Raw genomic sequence first — 19,409 nt, forward strand, 5'->3', positions numbered from 1 at the left:
AGCCGTCCATCGGCTGCGTCCGAAAGTTCTTATATATGGATCAGGCCCGATCGAAACGATCGGCGTTCATCACCTTGGTCCACGCCGAGACGAAGTCCCTCACGAACTTCTCCCCTGCGTCGGCACTGCCGTAGACTTCGGCGAGGGCCCGAAGCTGCGAATGCGAGCCGAAAATGAGGTCGACGCGGGTGGCGGTCCACTTCACCTCGTCTGTGTTCCGGTCGCGTCCTTCGAACACGTCCCTGGCCTCAGAGACCGCCTTCCACTGCGTGCCCATGTCGAGCAGGTTCACGAAGAAGTCGTTCGTCAACGTGCCCGGCCGCGAGGTGAAGACGCCATGCGTGCTGTCGCCGGCATTTGCGCCGAGCACGCGCAGGCCGCCGACGAGAACCGTCATTTCCGGTGCGGTCAGCGTCAGCAGCTGCGCCTTGTCCACCAGTGCCATCTCCGGCGGCAGGCGCAGCCCGCCGCGGACATAGTTGCGGAAGCCGTCCGCCATCGGCTCGAGCGGGGCAAAGGATGCCACGTCCGTCTGTTCCTGAGAGGCATCCATGCGGCCCGGCGCGAAGGGTACCTTCACGTCGTAGCCGGCATCCTTCGCCGCCTTTTCGACCGCAGCAGCGCCGCCAAGAACGATCAGGTCGGCAAGCGAGACCTTCTTGCTGCCCGACTGCGCCCCGTTGAACTGCCGCTGGATCGCTTCGAGCTTCTCCAAGACGGCCGCCAGTTGGGCAGGCTGGTTGACCTCCCAGTCCTTCTGCGGCGCAAGCCGGACGCGTGCGCCGTCCGCGCCGCCGCGCTTGTCGGAGCCGCGGAACGTCGATGCCGAAGCCCAAGCGGTCGACACCAGCTGCGGCACCGACGGCACCGCCGCAAGGATCTTGGCCTTGAGCGCCGCCACGTCCTGCTCGCCGATCAGTTCATGATCAACCGCCGGAATGGGATCCTGCCACGACAGCACCTCCTTCGGGACGAGCGGGCCGAGATAGCGCGCGATCGGGCCCATGTCGCGGTGGGTGAGCTTGTACCATGCCCTGGCAAACGCATCGGCAAACTGGTCGGGATTTTCGAGGAAGCGCCGCGCGATCTTCTCGTATTCCGGGTCGAAGCGCAGGGCCAGGTCGGTGGTCAGCATGGACGGAGCTTGACGCTTCGACTTGTCATGCGCATGCGGCACGGTCCCAGCGCCCATGCCATGTTTCGGCGTCCACTGGTGTGCGCCGGCCGGGCTCTTCGTCAGTTCCCATTCGTAACCGAACAGGTTCCAAAGGAAGTTGTTGCTCCACTTGGTCGGCGTCGAAGTCCAGGTAACCTCCAGACCGCTACCGATCGTGTCGCCGCCCCTGCCGGTGCCGAAGCTGCTCGCCCAGCCGAGGCCTTGCTGTTCGATGTCGGCGGCTTCCGGCTCGGGCCCCACCGCAGCAGCATCACCGGCGCCATGGGTCTTGCCAAAGGTGTGTCCGCCGGCGATCAGCGCGACGGTCTCCTCGTCGTTCATCGCCATCCGGGCAAAGGTTTCGCGGACATCGCGTGCCGCGGCAAGCGGATCCGGATTGCCGTTGGGACCTTCCGGATTGACGTAAATCAGGCCCATCTGCACGGCCGCGAGCGGGTTGTCGAGGTCACGCTCGCCGCTATAGCGCTCGTCGGCCAGCCACGTGCCTTCCGGCCCCCAGTAGATATCCGTTTCCGGCTCCCAGACATCCGCGCGCCCGCCAGCAAAGCCAAAGGTCTTGAAGCCCATCGACTCCAAGGCGACGTTGCCGGTCAGGATCATCAGGTCCGCCCAGGAGATCTTCCGGCCGTATTTCTGCTTGATCGGCCACAGCAAGCGGCGCGCCTTGTCGAGGTTGACGTTATCCGGCCAGCTGTTGAGCGGGGCGAACCGCTGCTGGCCGGCGCCGGCGCCACCGCGCCCGTCGCCGATCCGGTAGGTGCCCGCGCTGTGCCAGGCCATGCGGATGAACAGCGGCCCGTAGTGACCGAAGTCGGCCGGCCACCAATCCTGCGAGTCCGTCATCAGGGCGTGAAGGTCCTTGATCACAGCGTCGAGGTCGAGGCTTTCGAACTCCTTGGCATAGTCGAACGCCTCGTCCATCGGATTGGACAGGCGTGAATGCTGATGAAGTACCTGGAGATCGAGCTGGTTCGGCCACCAGTCCCGGTTCCCCTTGCCCGCCTTCGTGTGCGCGACCGGGCACTTGCTCTCGATCTTCTCAGTCTTTGTATCCATTTCAATTCTCCGGTCGTGGCTGCGTTGGTTGGACTTGCTGCACAGGAAGTTACCCCCAAAAGGCGGTCGATTCCATGGCCGTGTAGGGGATGGGTCACTGCCGCCGGCAATCTGTTCGACGCCAGCGAACGAGACTTCTCCTCCCCGCCTTCGATCTGTAGCAAACCAGCCCGATAATCCGAAGTTGGATTTCCTGATAACTGTGATAAGAGATAGTTATGATGAATTTGACGCTGAAACAACTTCGCTACTTCGAGGCGCTCGCCCGGCACGGTCACTTCGGCCGCGCAGCGGATGCCTGCGCGATCTCCCAGCCAGCGCTGTCGGTGCAGATCAAGGAACTGGAGGAAACACTGGGCGCCGAGCTATTCGAACGAGGCGCCCGGCAGATCCGCTTGACCAGCTTCGGCGAGGGGTTCGCCGAGCGTGTCCGCGATATACTGCGCTCCGTTGACGAGCTGGAAGATCTGGCGCGCGCGTCGCGGCAGCAACTGGTGGGACGGTTGCGGATGGGCGTGATCCCGACGGTGGCGCCATACCTGCTGCCCAGGATCATCGGCGACCTTGCGCGGCTGCATGACGGCTTGGACATCCATGTGCGAGAGACCCAGACGCAGAAGCTGATCCAGGAATTGACGGAAGGCCGGCTCGACACGGCCATCGTCGCCCTGCCCGTGTCCGAACCCTCGCTCACCGAGGTTGCCCTGTTCGAGGAAAACTTCGTGCTCGTGCGGCCGGGCCACGACGCGGGAAAGCCGGTGCCCGATCGCGAGATGCTCGGCGAAATGCGCCTGCTCCTGCTCGAAGAGGGGCATTGTTTTCGCGAACAGGCGCTGTCGTTCTGCAACCTGCAATCGGCGCGACCGCGGGAACTGCTCGACGGCAGCTCCTTATCGACGCTCGTCCAGATGGTCGGCGCCGGCATCGGCGTCACCCTCATTCCGGAAATGGCCGTTGCTGTGGAAACACGGTCAGCGCCGGTTTCCGTCGCCCGTTTCGAGCCGCCTCAACCTTCGCGGACGATCGGCATGATCTGGCGGAAGGCGAGCCCGCTGTCCGAACAGTACCTGCGCATCTCCGAAGTAGTCCGCCAATCTGCCGTCGCACTACGCCAGCAGAGAACTCCAAGAAAGCGCGGATCTTAACGAACATCACAGGGTTTGCCGAGCCGTCACCCATGCAGTGGGCATTTCGGCCTCCGTGAGCCGTGTCTCCGGTTATTTGGCGTGTTCCGGTTTGCCTTTGCGCTTTGTGGAAGCAAACTCTTCGAGCTGTTTCTCGGTCATGGATTTTTCCATTTCTTTCGAAGCACCCTTGAGTTCGCTCTTTTTCATATCGCCGCGCTTCGCAGCCAGGGCGGCGCCGGCGGCCTTTTGTTGGGCTTTTGACTTTGCGGGCATGGGAATGCCTCCTCTTTGACAGGTAAATGGAAACAGCTTGGACGTTGCCTGGTTCCGCTCCGGCAAACATTTTTGGTGATCCAACGGGTTGGGAGGAACAAAAGTTGCGGCCTGCAATTCCTCGCCAAGGTCCAGGCGCAGGAGGCCGACCATGCACGATAATGAGATGCTGAACCGCGCGATCGAGATCGCACATGAAGCGCACCAAGGACAGCTGGACAAGGCCGGCGAGCCATATTTCGAGCACTGCAGGCGCGTCGCCGAAAACGTTGCGTCCACCGATGAGAAGACAGTCGCCTATCTTCACGACGTTGTGGAGAAGACACGCTCCTGGTCGATTGACCGGCTCGCGGCCGAGGGCTTTCCAAGCCCCATCCTCCAGGCCGTTCAGGCGCTGACACGATCACCGAACGAGAGCGACGAGAACTTTGTTCGCAGGGCCATCAGCAACAGTTTGGCCCGTGAGGTCAAAATCGCGGATCTGAATGACAATCTCATACAGGTTTTGCAGGTGGAGGGTGATGTTGAACGCGTGACGCGCGAGCTCGCGATCGCGAAGGCGGACTTGAGAGCGGCGTAGCCACCCAGCAGAGGCACTCGGGCAGATCCGCTTTCCGAGAGGCCCGTCCCCGCAACAGCAGCGCTTCTATCGCCGCGCGACAGAGGTCGGCATCGTCTGCGATGCGATATCGTTGTCGCTGGAGCGCAGCAAGAAACCCAACAGCCGATTTTCCTCCGCCCGCAGCCCCGCAAGGGCCCGAGGTTCGCCGAGGTCCGGGGGCGAACCATCGCGCTCTGCCAGTGCAATGATATCCGGGTGAATGTAGCTTGAGCGGCAGATTGCCGGCGTATTGTGCAGCGTAGCCGCGGCCGCTTCGCACATCCGGCGGATGGTGGGCCTTTCTCCCCGTTCCAATGCGTCCCGCGCCGCCGCAAAGGCTGCAACGCTCCCCGCCCAGGTCCGAAATGTCTTGGCCGTGATCCCGGCGCCCAAATGCTCGGCCAAATAAGCGTTCAACCTGCCGGAATCAATCGGATGAACCGTACCGTCTTCTTTCCTGCAGACAAACAACTGCCGCCCCGGCAGGTCGGCCACAGCCTCCAGGATTCGGTGCAGCCGAGGATTACGAAGCACGCGACGTATGCGCCTGCCACCCTTGGCGACGAAACTCAGTTCAATCCGTTCCTCGTCGAGTCGGACATGGCGCTTCAACAGGGTGGTGGCTCCGTAGGTGCGATTTTGCACGGCGTAGGCCTGGCTTCCGACCCGCAGATGCTCCTCGTCCAGCAACGTGACCAAACCCGCCAGAACCGTATCGGCGCTGTAGACAGGTCCCTCGAGGTGTCGTCGGACGATCCGCCTGAACCGCGGCAAAGCTCTTGCGAACGGAATCAACTGTCCGAATTTGTCGGTGCTGCGAAGTGCCTGCCAGTCGTTGTGATATCGGTACTGTTTACGGTCGCGCGCGTCGTAGCCCGTTGCCTGCAAATGGCCGTTCTCGTGCAGGCAAATCCACACATCCGTGTAGGCGGGTGGCAAACCAAGCGACGCGATCCTTGCCTTTATCGCCGGATCGCTCACCGCTTCGCCGCTGGGCAAGCGGTAACAAAACCCACGCCCGCGCTTCTCTCGCCGGATGCCTGGTTCGCTGTCATTGACATAGACCAGGTCAACATCCGGCGATACTCGGTCAAACGTGGTCTCTTTTATCTCAGGGGCGACTATGGTTCCGCACGCCAGCGACGGCGCTCCTCATCAATTTCCGTAGCGCTATATGGAGGGGAGGACTCGTCGAAACGGCTCCATCCCGCCTCCCGATATGCGAGGCCGCGCGAGGCAACATCCACGCGGTTGGCATTTTGAAGAATGTCCTCCGCCTCGGCCATTTGCGTGTCGCTGACCTTGGCAACGACCATCGCCCCACCGCGACGGACACTTTCGGCATAGATGTCCGCCTCTTCCTCGGAGATACCCGCGTTTATCAACGCGCCGATAATCCCTCCGGCTGCGCCGCCAGCGGCGGCACCGGCCGCTGCGCCAGCCGCAGTTGCCGCCAGCCAACCTGCTGCGACAACAGGCCCGACGCCGGGTATCGCCATGAGCCCCAGTCCGGCCAGCAGTCCCCCTGCACCGCCGGCGAGCGCGCCGAGGCCGGCCCCCGCCCCTAGCCCTTCCGCGGCGTACGACTTGTCCGCGCCGCCAGCGTGGGAAACAATGCTGATGTCGTCAGCCGGTATCCCCGCGGCCTCAAGGTCGGTGACAGCGCGCCGGGCATCTTCGTACGTGTCGAACAGTCCTGTTGCGGTCCTCATGGCAGTGCTCCTCGTCTTCAATTGGCAACGATGTTGCCCTGGTAGTCGAGCGAAACGACGACGGGCTTTCCATCCTTGATCGCCTTGGCGCGCCATACGCCGGTGTCGTCGAGGGCCAGATCCGAGATGCCGGTGTAGCCGGCGTCGCCGATCCGCGCCTTGGCTTGATCTTCTGTAAAGCTGTTCTCGCCGGTCACCGGTGCTGCCGGGTTCTGCTCGCCCGGCGTCACGATCGCAGGCTTGTCACCCGGCTTTGCGGCCGGTGCGTTGCTCTGCGCCCAGGCAGCGGGCGCTGCCACAATTAATGCAATGGCTCCAAAAACGGCGGTTTTCATTGTCCGTTCCTCGTTCACTGGTGTCTGACCTGGGGCATAACCCCCACCGAGATTTGTTTGTTCCAGCACCATCATGGGTACCGGAGCACACTTGGAACCCAACCCTGGTTGAGGAGTTCCTCGCCTAGCCGCGGCGCGAGTGGGCGGCCGTTAAACTTCACGACTGGAAAAAAGGATGATGTCGATCGCGTTCGCTACTGCCGCAGTTGCCGCACTGATCATCGACGCATTTTTTCCATGCGTCGCGGCGGCTGATGGCTGTGGCCGCGCATCCTGGTATGCCCTCCATTCAAAGACGGCTTCCGGTGAGCGCATGAACCCGGCGCACCTGACGGCAGCCCACAAGACGCTTCGCTTCGGAACGAAGCTGAAAGTCACCAATGCCAGCAACGGCCGCAGCGTCGTCGTACGCATCAATGATCGCGGACCGTTCGTGCGCGGCCGGGTGCTCGACCTGTCCAGGGCGGCTGCGATCCAGATCGGCATGATCCGAAGTGGCCACACCAAGGTCTGCTTCCAGCAAATCCCATTGAGGTCGCGCAGCGGACGTACGCCTCTGTGTTCCGCTGCATTTGGCTGCAGTGGCAGCTAGGCTGGCCCGCTTCATCGGCGGCGCGGCGCGCCCAGCACCAAGCACGGTCAAGAGGAAGCTCTGACGCCGGCAACCATGACTGATGTTGGTGACGCCTAGCCAAGCGATCCGACAGGTCGTCGGGTCGTTCGCGGTCTCCTCTCGGGTCGGTACAACTTATCTACACCCTTTGGTGGGCCCCGCATCCATTTTGGGAAACTCAAGCTGCGAACAGGCAGGTTGATCCGGGGATTAGAAGCGCGCCATTCTGAAAATTCCACTCACGGTGTGCCAGGACGGGGGGCAAGCCCAACGAAGGAGCCGAGTGATGTTCTCATCAACAGACAAGATCAATCGCGCGAGACGCCATTTTCTGGGGCTTGCTGCATCGGCTGGCACCAAGATTGCGACGGTCGGTGGCCTGGCAGCGCTTCCATCGCTGATCGCCGGGCTAGCCTCAGCGCACGGCGGGAGGGGTAGAGGTCGCCACCGCTGCTTCTTGCGTGGAACCATGATTGCGACACCGGCGGGCGAAATCGCCGTCGAAAGTCTAAAGGCTGGCGATCTCGTTCGCACCGCCCGCGGCCGATCGATGGCAATCAAGTGGATCGGTCGGCAGGCCTTCGGGGTGTCCCGGAACAGGGAAGCCCTGCCTATCCGAATTTCTCGCCATGCCCTGGAAGACAACATGCCGCATAGCGATCTTTATGTCTCTCCCCATCACGCTCTGCTGATCGATGGCGTGCTGATCAGGGCGAAGGATCTCGTCAACGGGACAACGATCGCCCCTGCCCTGCCGGTGGGGCGTGACACCATCGAGTACTATCATATTCTGCTCGATAGCCATGAGGTGGTGGTCGCCGAAGGCGTACCGGCAGAGACGCTTCTTCTCGAGGCAGACAATCACGAAGCATTCTCGAATTTTGCCGAAGTCATGCGTCTGTTCCCGGATGGGACGATACCGGCAATGGCACCTGTGGCACCGATCCTGCATTGCCGCGGGCGTGATCATCTTAGAGCCCTGCTTCGGTTAGCGATCCACCCCTTCGCGGCGGACAACGACCCGATCGACAAGATCCATGTACGGCTTGCGAAGCGGGCCGAAGTTGTTGCGGCCTAGCCGATCGAATTGTGACTTTCCCAATGGCTCGGCGTCAACTGCGCCGGGCCTTTTGATGTCCGCGATTATCCGCTTCAGAGGACGAAGTCCGCCTTGCTCATTGCCAGCGCGAGATCTAGCACCATCGAAAAGTCGGCCTTTCCATCGCCGTTGACGTCGCCGTGGATGTAGGTGTCGCCGCGTTTGATCTCGTAGCGCAGTTCACCGGCCTTCTTGTGGAAGGCCTCCGTGCCGATGAAGGTGAAGGCCTGGTCGCCGCCGGTCTTCGTGCTGGCGTCGATCGCCTTGAGGTCGATCTTATCCTTCTGCGTGCGGTTGAAGTCGTAGATGACGTCGCTCGCAGTCACCGTGGAGTCACCTATCGCCGCGAAAACGAAGGTGTCGGCCCCGGATCCGCCGTAGAGTTTGTCTGCTCCCGCACCGCCATGGAGTCGGTCGTTGCCGGCTTCGCCCATCAGCGTATCGTTGCCGGCACCACCCTTCAGCGTATTGATCCCTGCGGTTCCCTTGATCACGTTGGCAAGCCCGTTGCCAGTGCCGTCGATGTTTCCCGTCCCCGTCAGCGCAAGGTTTTCGACATTGGCTGAAAGGCTATGGCTGACGGATGCTTTGACGAGATCGATGCCTTGGTTTGCTTTCTCCACTACGGCATCGGCGAGATTGTCGACCATATAGGTGTCATTGCCGCCGCCGCCCTGCATTTTGTCGGCACCGGACTTGCCGTCGAGAACGTTGTTGGCGGCGTTGCCGACAAGGACATTGGCCAGGCTGTTGCCGGTGCCGTCGATCTTCCCCGTGCCGGTCAGCGTCAGGTTCTCGACGTTTGCGCCAAGGGTGTAGGAGATCGACGCCTGGACGAGATCGGTGCCCTCATCAGCCTTTTCGATCACCTTGTCACCGGTGCTGTCGACGACAAAGGTGTCGTTCCCCAGGCCGCCGGACATCGTGTCCGCGCCGACGCCGCCGTCCAGTAGATCCTTGTCCGCACCGCCGTTGAGCGTGTCGTTGCCGACACCGCCATAGAGCTTGTCGTTACCCGCTTCGCCGTCAAAGGTGTCGTTGTCGATGCCGCCGCGGATCTCGTCGTTGCCTTCTCCGCCATAGACCCAACCCGACAGTCGTCCGTTCGTGCCGTTGTAGACGTCATCGCCACGGTATAAAAAAATGTCTCCGTTCATGCGGCCGGCGTTCGTGATGAGATCCTTTGCGATGGCATTGCCTCCGCTGTACGAGGAAGCCTTTCCGGAAATGGTCCCGCTGTTGTCGACTGAAATGATCCCATCGATCTCGGCCAAGCCAACTCTGACAATGCCGTTACTGCTGCTTGCGATCGTGCCGGTGTTTGTGATCTTCGACGTCGTGTCACCGTAGGAGCACATGATGACGCCCGAGCTCCACCCCCATAAATCGCCGGCGTTGATGAGCTCGCTTCTGGTCCCGTTCATACGAACGGCGGCCGAAGCGAAATCGTACCCTCTCACAACGCCGCTTGCCGCGATGCTCACGATGTTATCGGCATCATCCCTCGAATCGCCGATATCGATCGCGACTTCCGGACCGAGAACGGTGCCGGCAATGTCCACCCGGTGCTGACCGCCTGTGCCGAGAATCGTGGCGTCGACACCAACTGTGGCCTCTGTTCGAGCGACCGTCACCCCGGCGGCAACATAGAGATCGTCCCAGTTTGCAAGAGTGGCTTGTACGCCTGCGCCGATGGAGTCTGACGTGAAAAGATGGAATGCCATGTGCACTATCCTCGTTTGTATTGCATTGCGAGGTACTACGTCCGGGTGCACTCAGATATTCGTGGCCTTCTGCTAAAAACGATGTATTCGTTCCCCACAGCACCGGCGTGGAGGCTATTTCGACCGAGGAAGCACATGGTTTTCTGATGTTTAGACAACGACCGAGTGCTCGACGGACTGGTGTTGTCGGGAGGCCGGACGAAACCGGCAGCAGCCGATGGGACACGCGCCCGCACCCGCCTCTACCAACGCCGACGTTCATTCACCTGTCAGGAAGAGATGCACACCATGCCGGTCGGGGCCCCAATCGGGGCACCGGCTTGACTTGGCGGTCGAGCGTGACCGGCGGGAGCTGAGCTTCCGCCGGTCGCTCGATCGGTCTACGCGAGTAGTTCCATTTGGCTATCGCAATGATGGCAGGTGAAGGGTATACCTTAACTGTGGCGGCTCCCTTCCGCCACTTGCTTCCAACCGTGCTTTTGCCCGGCGTTTGCCCACAACGCCGGGCACTTTGGGAAAGCCGCTCAGTTGTCGCATTGTCCCCAAGTCTTCCAGAGGACATCTGCCATGACCAAGTCAACAATCGCCGGCATCGGCATCATCTGCATCGCCATTTCGATGCTTTCCGGATGCGCCAATACCATCAGAGGAATGGGGCAGGACACCGCCAACACTGTCAACGCGACGCAGTCTGCTGGACGGTCGGTCGAAAAGGCCGCCCAATGACGGCATGCGTCGGCGGAGCGCCGCGTGGTCTACCGGATGAGACGCCGGATGCTGCGCCCTGCTCAAAAGCGGGCAAGCCGCTCGTTCACCGCAACGAATCGATCGCTGATTCTTGTAAACTCGTCGCTTCCGCCCGGAACTCTGGTCGCGTCACCGACGTTGGGGGAGTTTCACCGGAGGTGGTCGCCATGCGAAATTTATGGATTGCACTTGCTACGACGACGATGCTTGTCAGTGCGGCTCACGCCCAGACGGCACAAACAACGACGACCGAGACCTTCGTCTCGGCCCAGCCGACAGACGTCCTGAGCTACAACCTCATCGGCCTTAACATCACCAACGATGCCGGCGAGACGATCGGGGAAATCAAGGACCTCGTCATCGGCGAGGGCAAACTGAACGGGTATGTCGTCTCGGTCGGCGGTTTTCTTGGCATGGGTGACCACTACGTCATGGTCGGCCCGTCGGCGGTAAAAGTCACCTACCTGGAAAACGACAAGAAGTGGACGGCCGTGATGAACGCGTCCAAGGAAGAACTGAAGAAGGCCCCTGCATTCAAGTACGAAGGTCGCTGGGAGCGCTAGCGGCGCCCAAAAAATTGCCCGCCGCGGTTGCCGCGGCGGGCGGGCCTATCGGGTCAGTAATAGGGCGAGACGCATTTCGCTCTGTAGCCGACCTGCGGGACATACGTGTTGTCGTACGCCCTGTAGGTGCGATAGCGCGATGCGCACCATTCGACATGAGCTGAGGCGTAGTTCGACCGCGGCGGCGGAGGCGCATATCTCGGAGGGCTTGCAATCGCCCCACCGATGATGGCCCCGGCTCCGAACGCAGCCAGCGGATACCACCAACCATCATTGTGACGACGATAGCCCGGTCGATGGTCTCTGTAGCCCCTGTGACCGTTATGCCAGCCATGGCGTGGCGGAGCGCGCCGATAGTCATGGCGCCGGTCATGACCGTCGCGCCGGTGCTGGACCTCGTGCACATCAGCGGTTGCGCTCGCATGCGGAGGAGCGACGTTGAACGGTGCTGCACCGGCGGGCAAAACGCCCGAGAAAGCGGTTAGCGCAGCCAAGACGACAACAGAGAGTTTTTTCATTTTCTGCCCTTTCAATTTGCGCCCCTAAAATGCGTGCGCCAGTTGAACAGGGCATGAACGGCTGCTGAGGGCCCTCCTCACAATCTCGTGAGGCATTGCGTCGAGACGATTGCAGGGAGCTTGAAATCCGTGAGCATGCAGCTTGCTTTGGTCGTCGACCGACGGGCCGCATTACAGAACGGCCAGGCGAGCCTGCATTGCCACGCTTTGCGGTAACCGAACGACGCAAGAGTGCCGCAAAGCCTTCCTCGCCGCATGCCGGGAGGCCGGAGTGTTCCTGGCAGAGTTGCCTCCCATCGAATAGCTGTGCGCTAATGGGGCCGCTACCCGCCTTGCCTTCCTCCTGCTTCCCGGCACGGGCAGTTTCCCCTCCCAAGCCCTAAACCCGCCTTGGCGGGTTTCTTCTAGCCTGAAGGGCGGTCAATTGATCGTCACGCCGGAGTGATCGTCTGGAACCGTGAAGTTACCGCGTATATTGCACAGAGGGGTGTATATTATTATTAGTGGATACGCGTTTGCAAAACGCGATTCCCTAGTCATCGTTACGTACTGTTTTCTTTGAACGCACAAAGAGAACTTGGAGATGTGCCATGCGCTTAGCAATAACAATCGCTTCGATAGCAACGATAGCGCTCGCTGCTTCGCCGACTGGAGCACTATCCAGAGAAAGTGGCTCCCATCACGAACATAATGAACATGCCGAGCATGTTTTTCACGACAGTAACCTGATCGGTCATACAAACCAAGGCCAAGATCACTACGTCGACGAGTTCTGCAACCGGGCTTGGTGCCCGTGGCCCGCGCACTAGTCGATGCAAACTACACCGAACGCTAGCACTTTTGCCGAGATCCGCTGTCGGTTGGACGAGTGATCGCCAACCGGCAGTTCCGCGAGTGCGGTTCAACACAGGGACCGGCCGATTGCTCTAACTGATTGCAGGCTCTTTCTGGCTATCGCGCCTAGGCTGAGCCCCCAGGCGACAACATTTCCGCTTCACATCAGGCCCTTATCTTGCTTGACGACGCTCATTTTTGGGCGCATCGGGTAACCGTTGCGGCGCTTCACACCGCAGTTTCTGAGGACATGTAAATGGACCCCTCTAGTCGAACATCGACCGCGTTTTGCCGAACTGTCCGGTAAGGGATTCATTCGCTTGATCCTGCTCCGGATGGCGATAGCCCTGAAGGAGCGAATATCATGCTGCAAATCTTCGTCCGCGAAGCAGATCACATCGTCCTGAGCGAGAACAATAGTCTCGTCCACGTCGAGGCTGCACTTCCAGCGTTGTGGTACGACCTTATCCGTCCATCATCCGCCGAGCGCCACCACGTGGAAGAGGCTCTGGGGATTTCAATCCCAACGCGCGATGAGATGGAGGAGATCGAGCCATCCGCCCGCCTCTACCAGGAAAGCGGGGCGGAGATCATGACGCTCACCGCGCTTACGAACCTCGACGGCGATGGGCCAGTCAAGACCCCGGTGACCTTCATCCTGAAGGACCGGACACTCGTCACGGTCCGATATGCCGACCCGAAACCGTTCCAGATGTTCGTACATCGCGTCTTGAGGTCGAACGGCTCGAGCAGTTGCGCTTCTGGAGAAGAAGTCATGCTCGGGATCATCGAGTCCATCATTGACCGGATGGCCGACGTGCTCGAGCGCATCGGCAATGAAATCGATCTCATTTCGCGCGAGGTGTTCCGGAGCAAATCCAAGTCCTCGATCAAAATGACCAGCAATCTGCAATCCCTTATCGAGCAGCTTGGACAGAAGGGAGAATTCTTGAGCAGTGTTCGGGAGAGCCTGGTCAGCATATCTCGGCTGGTCGCCTACCATGTTGCCGTCGAGCATCCGACGACGAAACCATCCAAGGAAGTGCGACAGCTAACAAAGCTCCTGCAACGCGATGCAAGTTCACTGGGCGATCACGCTGCCTTCCTGTCGGGGAAGATCAACTTCCTGCTCGATGCAACCTTGGGGCTGATCAACCTTGAGCAGAACCAGATCATCAAGATTTTCACGGTGGCGTCGGTCGTGTTCCTGCCGCCAACGCTAGTGGCCTCGGTCTACGGTATGAACTTCGAGATCATGCCAGAATTGAAATGGGGCGCTGGGTATCCCTGGGCCATCCTGCTGATGGTCCTCTCGGCAGCCCTTCCGTTCCTCTATTTCAAGCGTCGAGGCTGGCTGTAGCGGCAAGGTCGGGCAGCTTATTCTCGCGTCGAGCCCATCGTCTCGACAGGAACTTGGACGAAGCCGCCGCGACGATCCGGTTGTCTCCGGAATCGCTGACAGCGAGACCGGGGACAGCTCTGTCAACTGCAACTGACATCAATTTGGCGTAGTTTGGTGGTGGCATGATCCGAGCACCATCGGAGGATATCGCTATGATGTCTCGTGTTGCACTCCTCGCCTCAATCACCCTGCTCACCCTTGGAAGCGTTTCGATCGCAACGCCGGCGGCTGCCCTCACCATGAAGGAGTGCAGCGCGAAATACAAAGCCGCGCAGGGGAGCGGCAATACCATGAAGTGGAACGATTTCAGAAAAGCGGAATGCGGGCCGGACGCCACCGCTGAGCCGGATGTTACCCTGAACGCAAACGACAACTCCGAGCCTGAAAAGCCAACGATGAAGGCACCTACGGGCGTCCAGTTCCCTTCGAAAGTTTCGACCAAGTACTCCAGTGAAACACCCGGAAAAGCACGCATGCACACCTGCGTAGATGCCTACCATCAGAACAAGGATGCCAATACGCTCAACGGGTTGAAATGGATCCAGAAGGGCGGCGGCTTCTACAGCCTGTGCAACGCGAAGCTTAAGGGATAGGCCATCCGCAGACAGCAGATGCATTAGGCGTATAGCGCACTCAAGATTCGCGCACGTCACTTAAAGGTAGAGCGGCGCTCTATGCGAACGCCGCTCTGTTTTGCGTCAATAACCGCACTCATGCGCCGACTTCATCGCATGTTCGGCTTCCGCCATCGTCTTCCATGCCGCGCCTATCTGCATTTCAGACTTGCCGTTTGGCTTGTGTTCCGAAATCGTGCACTTCCCGCCGGGCTTGTGTTGTACGAAGTATTCGGTTGCTGCGAAGGTCGACCCTGCGCTCAGTATCATACAGGCTGCTAAAACAATCCTGAACATGACGTTCTCCTTGCTTGGGAAACGCCGCTCGCTACGGCGGCGGTCAGTATACTCCGGCTCGGCAGTCAGAATTCTTACATCCCGTTAATCTTGATCACATTATGGGGACCACGCAGCCGAAACCCCGTCAGAGCGCGACATCTCCAAGGGTTAAATCTCTGTAATCTGCTTGAAAGAGCAGGATTGGGGGGCCAATTTTTGAGTCTTGGCCAAACCCAGAGGCCGCCATGGTCAGCCTACGCGCCATCCTCATCGTTATCTTCATCGCGCTCTTGGACGCGGCAGCAATCGTCTGGATCACGTCTGGCGCCAATTCGCCGCTCGCCGCAACCGGATCAGGTGAGGCCTCCGGGGCTCATGATGCTGTTGTCGCCGAAAAGCAACGGAACCGGGGCCCGGTCGCGCCGCGGACCGATGGTATTGCGGTGCAAGCAGCGACCGTTGAAAGTCGTGATTTTCCGGTTGTTTTGCATACATTCGGCAACGTCGTGGCGCCCGACACGGTTGTCGTCGCAGCGAGGGTTCCAAGTCAAATCACGGCGATCCCCGTGAAAGACGGGCAGATGGTCAAAGCGGGCGATCTGTTGTTCAGCCTCGATGACCGTCAGGCCAGGACGGACCTCGCGCGGGATCAGGCGATCCTTGCAAAGGACCAGGCTTTGCTCGCTGCCGCGAATACCGAGCTTGTGCGAACACGTACGCTTCGTGATGAAAGCACCGGCACCCAGCAAGCCTACGAGACCGCCCTTTCCGTGCAGCAATCCACCGAGGCTACCGTGAGCGCGGATCATGCAACGATCGAGGCCGACCAGGTCGCGCTCAGCCTCATGCAGATCACCGCACCCATCGACGGTCGCCTTGGCGCACTGCAGGTGGCGATCGGCGATCTTGTCGGACAGACCGGAACGGCCGCGACAAACCTCGTGACGGTCACGGCCATCGACCCGATCGACGTCAGTTTCCGCCTGCCGGAAGAAAAGCTGCAAGCCTTCAAGAAACGGCTCGACGCCGGCAGGCCGCCAGGCGTGGAAGCGAAGGTCAGCGGCACCGATACGGTCATTGGCCAAGGTAGGCTGGATTTCATCGATTCCGCCGTCGATACCGCGTCCGGCACGATCATGATGCGCGCCAGCTTCCGCAATGACGAGCAGAAGCTCTGGCCTGGTCAATATGTGGACGTGAACGTCGAAGAGGAAACGCTGCCGCAGATTCCGGTCATCCCGACGGTGGCGGTGCAGTTCGGCCAGAACGGTCCCTACGTGTACCGGGTGAAGGACGACAAGACCGTGGAGACGCGTTCCGTCATCGTGGCAACCGACGATGGCACGCTTTCGGCGATCCGCACGGGACTGGCCCCCGGAGACCAGGTCGTGGTCGAAGGACAGTCACGGCTGAAGCCCGGCGACAAGGTTACGATTACGGCGGCCGGCGCGAGCCCGTCGGCGATGGACTGATGGTTTCGGTCGGGACCAGCGGCTTGCCGCATGGTGGTCCCGGCCCATGGAAGTGAATGGCCATGGCGCTTTCGGAGTTCTGCATCCGTCGTCCCGTTGCAACGATCCTTCTGTCGGTTGCCCTGGTGATCGCCGGCCTGTTCGGCTATGCCGCCCTGCCGATCGCAGCCCTGCCGCGCACCGATTTTCCGGTCATCAATGTTTCGGCAAGCCTGCCGGGTGCATCCCCGGACATCATGGCGACCTCGGTCGCAACGCCGCTGATCAAGCAGTTTGCCACCATTGCCGGAATCAACACGATCTCGACGACCAACGCGCTTGGCTCTACCTCTATTTCCATCCAGTTCGATCTCGGCCGGAACATCGATGCCGCTGCCGCCGATGTGCAGGCGGCCATCACCCGCACGCTCAGGACCTTGCCGCAGGACCTGCCGGCGCCGCCGAGCTACCGCAAGGTGAATCCAGCCGATGCGCCCGTGCTGCTGCTCGCGCTGAGAAGCGAAATCGTGCCGCTGACGCAGCTCGACGCCATTGCCCAACAGGTCATCTCGCCGACGCTGTCGACGCTGGAGGGCGTCGCCGAGGTATCGATATTCGGCAGCCAGCAGTACGCCGTGCGCATCCAGGTCGATCCCGATGCACTCGCTTCCCGGGGCATCTCGTTGAACGACCTCAAGTCTGCGGTCGCCGCGGCGAACGACAGCTCGCCCCTCGGCACCGTGCAAACCAGCGGCCGGCAGACGTCGATTGTCGCAAACACACAGCTCGACAACGCTGCAGCCTTCGCCAAGGTCGTCATCAAGAGCAGCGACGGCAAGGCCGTCCATCTCGGCGAAGTGACGAAGGTCATCGACTCGGTCGCCAACAACCAGACCGCCAGTTGGTCCGACGGCTCGCGCGCCATTATCCTGGCCATCCAGCGCCAACCGGACGCAAACACGGTCGCGGTGGTCGACGAGGTGATGGCGATGCTGCCGTCGCTGCGCCAATCATTGCCCGCGCAAGCGTCGATCAACCCATTGGTCGACCGCTCGGTCTCGATCCGCGGCGCCGTTCGGGACGTGCAGTTCACGCTCGCTTTGACCGTCGGCCTGGTGATCCTCGTCATTTTCGCCTTCGTCCGGCGCCTGTTCGCCACGGTCATCCCCGCGCTTGCCGTGCCGATCTCGATCATTGCCACCTTCGCGGCGATGTATCTCTTCGGCTTTTCCATCGACAACATTTCGCTGATGGCATTGACGCTGTCGGTCGGCCTCGTCGTCGACGACGCCATCGTCATGCTGGAAAACATCGTTCGCCACATGGAGGAAGAGGGAAAATCCGCCTTTGCGGCCGCACTCGACGGCGCGCGAGAGATCGGATTCACCATCGTCGCAATCTCGCTGTCGCTGGTGGCTGTGTTCATTCCCGTGCTGCTGATGGGCGGCGTGATCGGCCGCATCTTCAACGAGTTCGCCATCGTCGTCACGGTCTCGATCCTCGCCTCGGCCTTCGTCTCCCTGACCCTGACGCCGATGCTGGCCGCCCGCCTGCCGGACAAGGTGGACAGGCGCACCGGCGGCGGCCTCGCCGGATGGCTGGACAAGACATTCGAGCATGCTTTTAACGCCCTGCTGAAATCCTATGACCGGGCCCTTGCGGTCTGCCTGCGGTTCCGCGGCCTCATGCTCGTGCTGTTCCTCGCCACCCTGGGCATCACCGCCTATCAGGTCGGCACGATCCCCAAGGGCTTTTTTCCGCAGGAGGATATTGGCCAGTTGCAGGTGACAACCCGCGCCCGCGAGGACGTGTCCTTCGCCGCAATGTCGGACCTGCAGGCCAAGGTGGAGGCCGTGTTTGCCGCCTCACCCTATGTCACCCATGTGGCAAGCTCGGTCGGCTCGGCCGGTGGCGCAGCCGCCAGCCTCAATTCCGGACGGCTGTTCGTGGAGCTGAAGCCGCAGAAGCAACGTCCGCCGCTGCCGGTCATCCTGTCCGAACTGCGCGCACAGCTCGCCCCCATCCCCGGCATCCAGACCTTCATGACCCCGGTCCAGAACCTTTCCGTCGGCTCGCGCGCATCGGCCAGCCAATACCAGCTCGTCGTCCAAAGTCTCGACGAGACCATGATGAACCTGTGGGCGGAGAAGCTGTCCGAAGCGATGCGCGGCGACCGGGCGTTCTTTGCCGATGTCAACAACGACCTCCAGAACGATGCGCCGCAGACGCGGCTTGTCATCGATCGCGATAAGGCATCTGTGCTGGGCGTCAGCGCCAGCGAACTGCGTTCGACGCTCTATGACGGCTTCGGCACCGAGCAGATCTCGACGATCTACACCCCGAGCGACAGCTACGACGTCATCGTGGAACTCGATCCGAGGATCAACTGGTCCGCCGGGAAGCTCGCCGAGTTGCAGGTCGGCACTGCCGGCGGCGGGCTTGTGCCGCTCGGAGCCTTCGCGCGGATCGAGACCGTGCCTGGGCCGCTGACCATCAACCAGCTCGGTCAGCTCCCGGCCGTCACGATCTCCTACAACCTTCCAGAGCATGTGGCGCTCGGCGACAGCATCCAGGAAATCAACCGGTTGAAGGACCGGATCGCCATGCCGCCGGCCGTAACCACGCGTTACTACGGCACCGCACAGCTTTTCCAGGATGCCGCGGCCAACCAGGGCATGCTGATCCTCGCAGCGGTGGTGACCATCTATATCGTCCTCGGTGTGCTCTATGAAAGTTTCATCCACCCGCTGACCGTGCTGTCCGGCCTGCCGTCGGCCGCGTCCGGCGCATTGCTTGCCCTGTGGCTGTTCGGGTTCGATCTCTCCATCATCGCCGTCATCGGCTTGCTGATGCTGATCGGGATCGTCAAGAAGAATGCGATCATGATGATCGACGTGGCACTGTCGCTGCAGCGCGAGGGCACGCCGGCGGAAGAGGCGATGCGCAGGGCCTGCCTGATGCGGTTCCGGCCGATCATGATGACCTCCGTCGCCGCGATCATGAGTGCGCTGCCGATCGCGCTCGGCAGCGGGACCAGTGCCGAGCTGCGTCAGCCCCTCGGTGTGGCCGTCGTCGGCGGACTGCTCGTCTCCCAACCCCTCACCCTGTTCGTGACTCCCGTGATCTATCTCACCATGGAGCGTCTCAAAACCTCGGTTGCGCAGCGGTTCCCGAGGCACCGCCGGACGGACCGTGACCGCGGCAGGGTTGCACTTGACTAGGGGCTCGCGAGGCATTTCCCTAATGCGATGGCCTGATGCGCACACCGATCGATTTCCAGGATG

19 protein-coding genes are annotated in these 19,409 nt (G+C 61.1%); 11 read left to right on the plus strand and 8 right to left on the minus strand.

Annotation, left to right across the window (positions count from 1 at the left end; all coding sequences use genetic code 11):
• Positions 1–40: 40 nt before the first annotated feature.
• Entirely contained in the window at positions 41–2,233 is a 2,193-nt protein-coding gene (gene katG, locus J2Y48_RS10240) for a catalase/peroxidase HPI (protein ID WP_310416678.1), read from the minus strand.
• Positions 2,234–2,451: 218 nt separating this feature from the next.
• On the opposite strand from katG, the gene J2Y48_RS10245 reads away from it, so the two are divergent.
• Entirely contained in the window at positions 2,452–3,378 is a 927-nt protein-coding gene (locus tag J2Y48_RS10245) for a LysR substrate-binding domain-containing protein (protein ID WP_310416683.1), read from the plus strand.
• Between the two features lie 72 nt (positions 3,379–3,450).
• Here the strand turns inward: J2Y48_RS10245 and J2Y48_RS10250 are convergent, their stop codons facing one another.
• Positions 3,451–3,633: a DUF3008 family protein gene (locus tag J2Y48_RS10250; RefSeq protein WP_310416831.1), complete on the minus strand. Its 183-nt coding sequence runs from the start codon at positions 3,631–3,633 to the stop codon at positions 3,451–3,453.
• Between the two features lie 151 nt (positions 3,634–3,784).
• Between J2Y48_RS10250 and J2Y48_RS10255 the strand changes: the two genes are divergently transcribed.
• On the plus strand, positions 3,785–4,213 hold the full coding sequence (locus J2Y48_RS10255) for an HD domain-containing protein (protein WP_310416686.1): 429 nt from the start codon (positions 3,785–3,787) through the stop codon (positions 4,211–4,213).
• Positions 4,214–4,279: 66 nt separating this feature from the next.
• On the opposite strand, the gene J2Y48_RS10260 is transcribed toward J2Y48_RS10255, so the two are convergent.
• The 3 genes from J2Y48_RS10260 to J2Y48_RS10270 are packed head-to-tail and all read right to left on the minus strand — an operon-like array spanning position 4,280 to position 6,281.
• Positions 4,280–5,359: a DNA topoisomerase IB gene (locus tag J2Y48_RS10260; RefSeq protein WP_310416834.1), complete on the minus strand. Its 1,080-nt coding sequence runs from the start codon at positions 5,357–5,359 to the stop codon at positions 4,280–4,282.
• Positions 5,356–5,946: a general stress protein gene (locus J2Y48_RS10265; RefSeq protein ID WP_310416688.1), complete on the minus strand. Its 591-nt coding sequence runs from the start codon at positions 5,944–5,946 to the stop codon at positions 5,356–5,358. Before J2Y48_RS10265 ends, J2Y48_RS10260 begins: the two co-directional genes overlap by 4 nt.
• 17 nt (positions 5,947–5,963) lie before the next feature.
• Positions 5,964–6,281: a PepSY domain-containing protein gene (locus J2Y48_RS10270; RefSeq protein ID WP_310416691.1), complete on the minus strand. Its 318-nt coding sequence runs from the start codon at positions 6,279–6,281 to the stop codon at positions 5,964–5,966.
• 175 nt (positions 6,282–6,456) lie between these two features.
• Between J2Y48_RS10270 and J2Y48_RS10275 the strand changes: the two genes are divergently transcribed.
• The gene (locus J2Y48_RS10275; protein ID WP_405030191.1) at positions 6,457–6,873 is read left to right on the plus strand and encodes a septal ring lytic transglycosylase RlpA family protein; all 417 of its coding nucleotides are present in this window, start codon (positions 6,457–6,459) and stop codon (positions 6,871–6,873) included.
• Positions 6,874–7,180: 307 nt separating this feature from the next.
• The gene (locus tag J2Y48_RS10280) at positions 7,181–7,972 is read left to right on the plus strand and encodes a Hint domain-containing protein (protein ID WP_310416696.1); all 792 of its coding nucleotides are present in this window, start codon (positions 7,181–7,183) and stop codon (positions 7,970–7,972) included.
• Between the two features lie 74 nt (positions 7,973–8,046).
• Here J2Y48_RS10280 and J2Y48_RS10285 read toward each other — a convergent pair whose 3' ends face one another.
• Positions 8,047–9,717: a calcium-binding protein gene (locus J2Y48_RS10285; RefSeq protein WP_310416699.1), complete on the minus strand. Its 1,671-nt coding sequence runs from the start codon at positions 9,715–9,717 to the stop codon at positions 8,047–8,049.
• Between the two features lie 567 nt (positions 9,718–10,284).
• On the opposite strand from J2Y48_RS10285, the gene J2Y48_RS10290 reads away from it, so the two are divergent.
• Together J2Y48_RS10290 and J2Y48_RS10295 are read left to right on the plus strand one after the other, a co-directional pair.
• Complete coding sequence (locus J2Y48_RS10290; protein WP_310416701.1) at positions 10,285–10,443, plus strand: entericidin; 159 nt, start codon at positions 10,285–10,287, stop codon at positions 10,441–10,443.
• 188 nt (positions 10,444–10,631) lie between these two features.
• Positions 10,632–11,027, plus strand: a complete 396-nt coding sequence (locus J2Y48_RS10295; RefSeq protein ID WP_310416704.1) for a PRC-barrel domain-containing protein — start codon at positions 10,632–10,634, stop codon at positions 11,025–11,027.
• A gap of 53 nt (positions 11,028–11,080) precedes the next feature.
• Here J2Y48_RS10295 and J2Y48_RS10300 read toward each other — a convergent pair whose 3' ends face one another.
• On the minus strand, positions 11,081–11,545 hold the full coding sequence (locus J2Y48_RS10300; RefSeq protein ID WP_310416837.1) for a BA14K family protein: 465 nt from the start codon (positions 11,543–11,545) through the stop codon (positions 11,081–11,083).
• 142 nt (positions 11,546–11,687) lie between these two features.
• Between J2Y48_RS10300 and J2Y48_RS25345 the strand changes: the two genes are divergently transcribed.
• The 3 genes from J2Y48_RS25345 to J2Y48_RS10310 all read left to right on the plus strand — a co-directional run bounded on the left by J2Y48_RS25345 (position 11,688) and on the right by J2Y48_RS10310 (position 14,374).
• Positions 11,688–11,849 carry a DUF982 domain-containing protein gene (locus J2Y48_RS25345; protein ID WP_405030192.1) on the plus strand — a complete coding sequence of 54 codons (162 nt, stop codon included), beginning with the start codon at positions 11,688–11,690 and terminating at the stop codon, positions 11,847–11,849.
• Between the two features lie 894 nt (positions 11,850–12,743).
• Positions 12,744–13,739: a magnesium/cobalt transporter CorA gene (gene corA, locus J2Y48_RS10305; RefSeq protein WP_310416706.1), complete on the plus strand. Its 996-nt coding sequence runs from the start codon at positions 12,744–12,746 to the stop codon at positions 13,737–13,739.
• A 194-nt stretch (positions 13,740–13,933) separates the two neighbouring features.
• Positions 13,934–14,374: a hypothetical protein gene (locus tag J2Y48_RS10310; RefSeq protein ID WP_310416709.1), complete on the plus strand. Its 441-nt coding sequence runs from the start codon at positions 13,934–13,936 to the stop codon at positions 14,372–14,374.
• A gap of 105 nt (positions 14,375–14,479) precedes the next feature.
• Here the strand turns inward: J2Y48_RS10310 and J2Y48_RS10315 are convergent, their stop codons facing one another.
• Positions 14,480–14,692: a hypothetical protein gene (locus J2Y48_RS10315; protein WP_310416711.1), complete on the minus strand. Its 213-nt coding sequence runs from the start codon at positions 14,690–14,692 to the stop codon at positions 14,480–14,482.
• A gap of 227 nt (positions 14,693–14,919) precedes the next feature.
• Here J2Y48_RS10315 and J2Y48_RS10320 point away from each other — a divergent pair, with 227 nt between their 5' ends.
• A complete protein-coding gene (locus J2Y48_RS10320) occupies positions 14,920–16,146 on the plus strand; it encodes an efflux RND transporter periplasmic adaptor subunit (RefSeq protein WP_310416714.1) in 1,227 nt (408 codons plus the stop codon).
• A gap of 62 nt (positions 16,147–16,208) precedes the next feature.
• Positions 16,209–19,346 (plus strand): efflux RND transporter permease subunit, encoded by a 3,138-nt coding sequence (locus J2Y48_RS10325; RefSeq protein ID WP_310416840.1) that lies wholly within the window; start codon positions 16,209–16,211, stop codon positions 19,344–19,346.
• Positions 19,347–19,409: the final 63 nt, after the last annotated feature.

Origin of the sequence: Mycoplana sp. BE70 (assembly GCF_031455855.1) — a bacterium.
In the GTDB taxonomy this organism is placed as follows: Bacteria; Pseudomonadota; Alphaproteobacteria; order Rhizobiales; family Rhizobiaceae; genus Mycoplana.

Coding starts and splice junctions, on each gene's coding strand:
- katG (WP_310416678.1), bottom strand. CDS start 2,233: ATGGATACAAAGACTGAGAAGATCGAGAGCAAGTGCCCGGTCGCGCAC.
- J2Y48_RS10245 (WP_310416683.1), top strand. CDS start 2,452: ATGATGAATTTGACGCTGAAACAACTTCGCTACTTCGAGGCGCTCGCC.
- J2Y48_RS10250 (WP_310416831.1), bottom strand. CDS start 3,633: ATGCCCGCAAAGTCAAAAGCCCAACAAAAGGCCGCCGGCGCCGCCCTG.
- J2Y48_RS10255 (WP_310416686.1), top strand. CDS start 3,785: ATGCACGATAATGAGATGCTGAACCGCGCGATCGAGATCGCACATGAA.
- J2Y48_RS10265 (WP_310416688.1), bottom strand. CDS start 5,946: ATGAGGACCGCAACAGGACTGTTCGACACGTACGAAGATGCCCGGCGC.
- J2Y48_RS10270 (WP_310416691.1), bottom strand. CDS start 6,281: ATGAAAACCGCCGTTTTTGGAGCCATTGCATTAATTGTGGCAGCGCCC.
- J2Y48_RS10275 (WP_405030191.1), top strand. CDS start 6,457: ATGATGTCGATCGCGTTCGCTACTGCCGCAGTTGCCGCACTGATCATC.
- J2Y48_RS10280 (WP_310416696.1), top strand. CDS start 7,181: ATGTTCTCATCAACAGACAAGATCAATCGCGCGAGACGCCATTTTCTG.
- J2Y48_RS10285 (WP_310416699.1), bottom strand. CDS start 9,717: ATGGCATTCCATCTTTTCACGTCAGACTCCATCGGCGCAGGCGTACAA.
- J2Y48_RS10290 (WP_310416701.1), top strand. CDS start 10,285: ATGACCAAGTCAACAATCGCCGGCATCGGCATCATCTGCATCGCCATT.
- J2Y48_RS10295 (WP_310416704.1), top strand. CDS start 10,632: ATGCGAAATTTATGGATTGCACTTGCTACGACGACGATGCTTGTCAGT.
- J2Y48_RS10300 (WP_310416837.1), bottom strand. CDS start 11,545: ATGAAAAAACTCTCTGTTGTCGTCTTGGCTGCGCTAACCGCTTTCTCG.
- corA (WP_310416706.1), top strand. CDS start 12,744: ATGCTGCAAATCTTCGTCCGCGAAGCAGATCACATCGTCCTGAGCGAG.
- J2Y48_RS10310 (WP_310416709.1), top strand. CDS start 13,934: ATGATGTCTCGTGTTGCACTCCTCGCCTCAATCACCCTGCTCACCCTT.
- J2Y48_RS10315 (WP_310416711.1), bottom strand. CDS start 14,692: ATGTTCAGGATTGTTTTAGCAGCCTGTATGATACTGAGCGCAGGGTCG.
- J2Y48_RS10320 (WP_310416714.1), top strand. CDS start 14,920: ATGGTCAGCCTACGCGCCATCCTCATCGTTATCTTCATCGCGCTCTTG.
- J2Y48_RS10325 (WP_310416840.1), top strand. CDS start 16,209: ATGGCGCTTTCGGAGTTCTGCATCCGTCGTCCCGTTGCAACGATCCTT.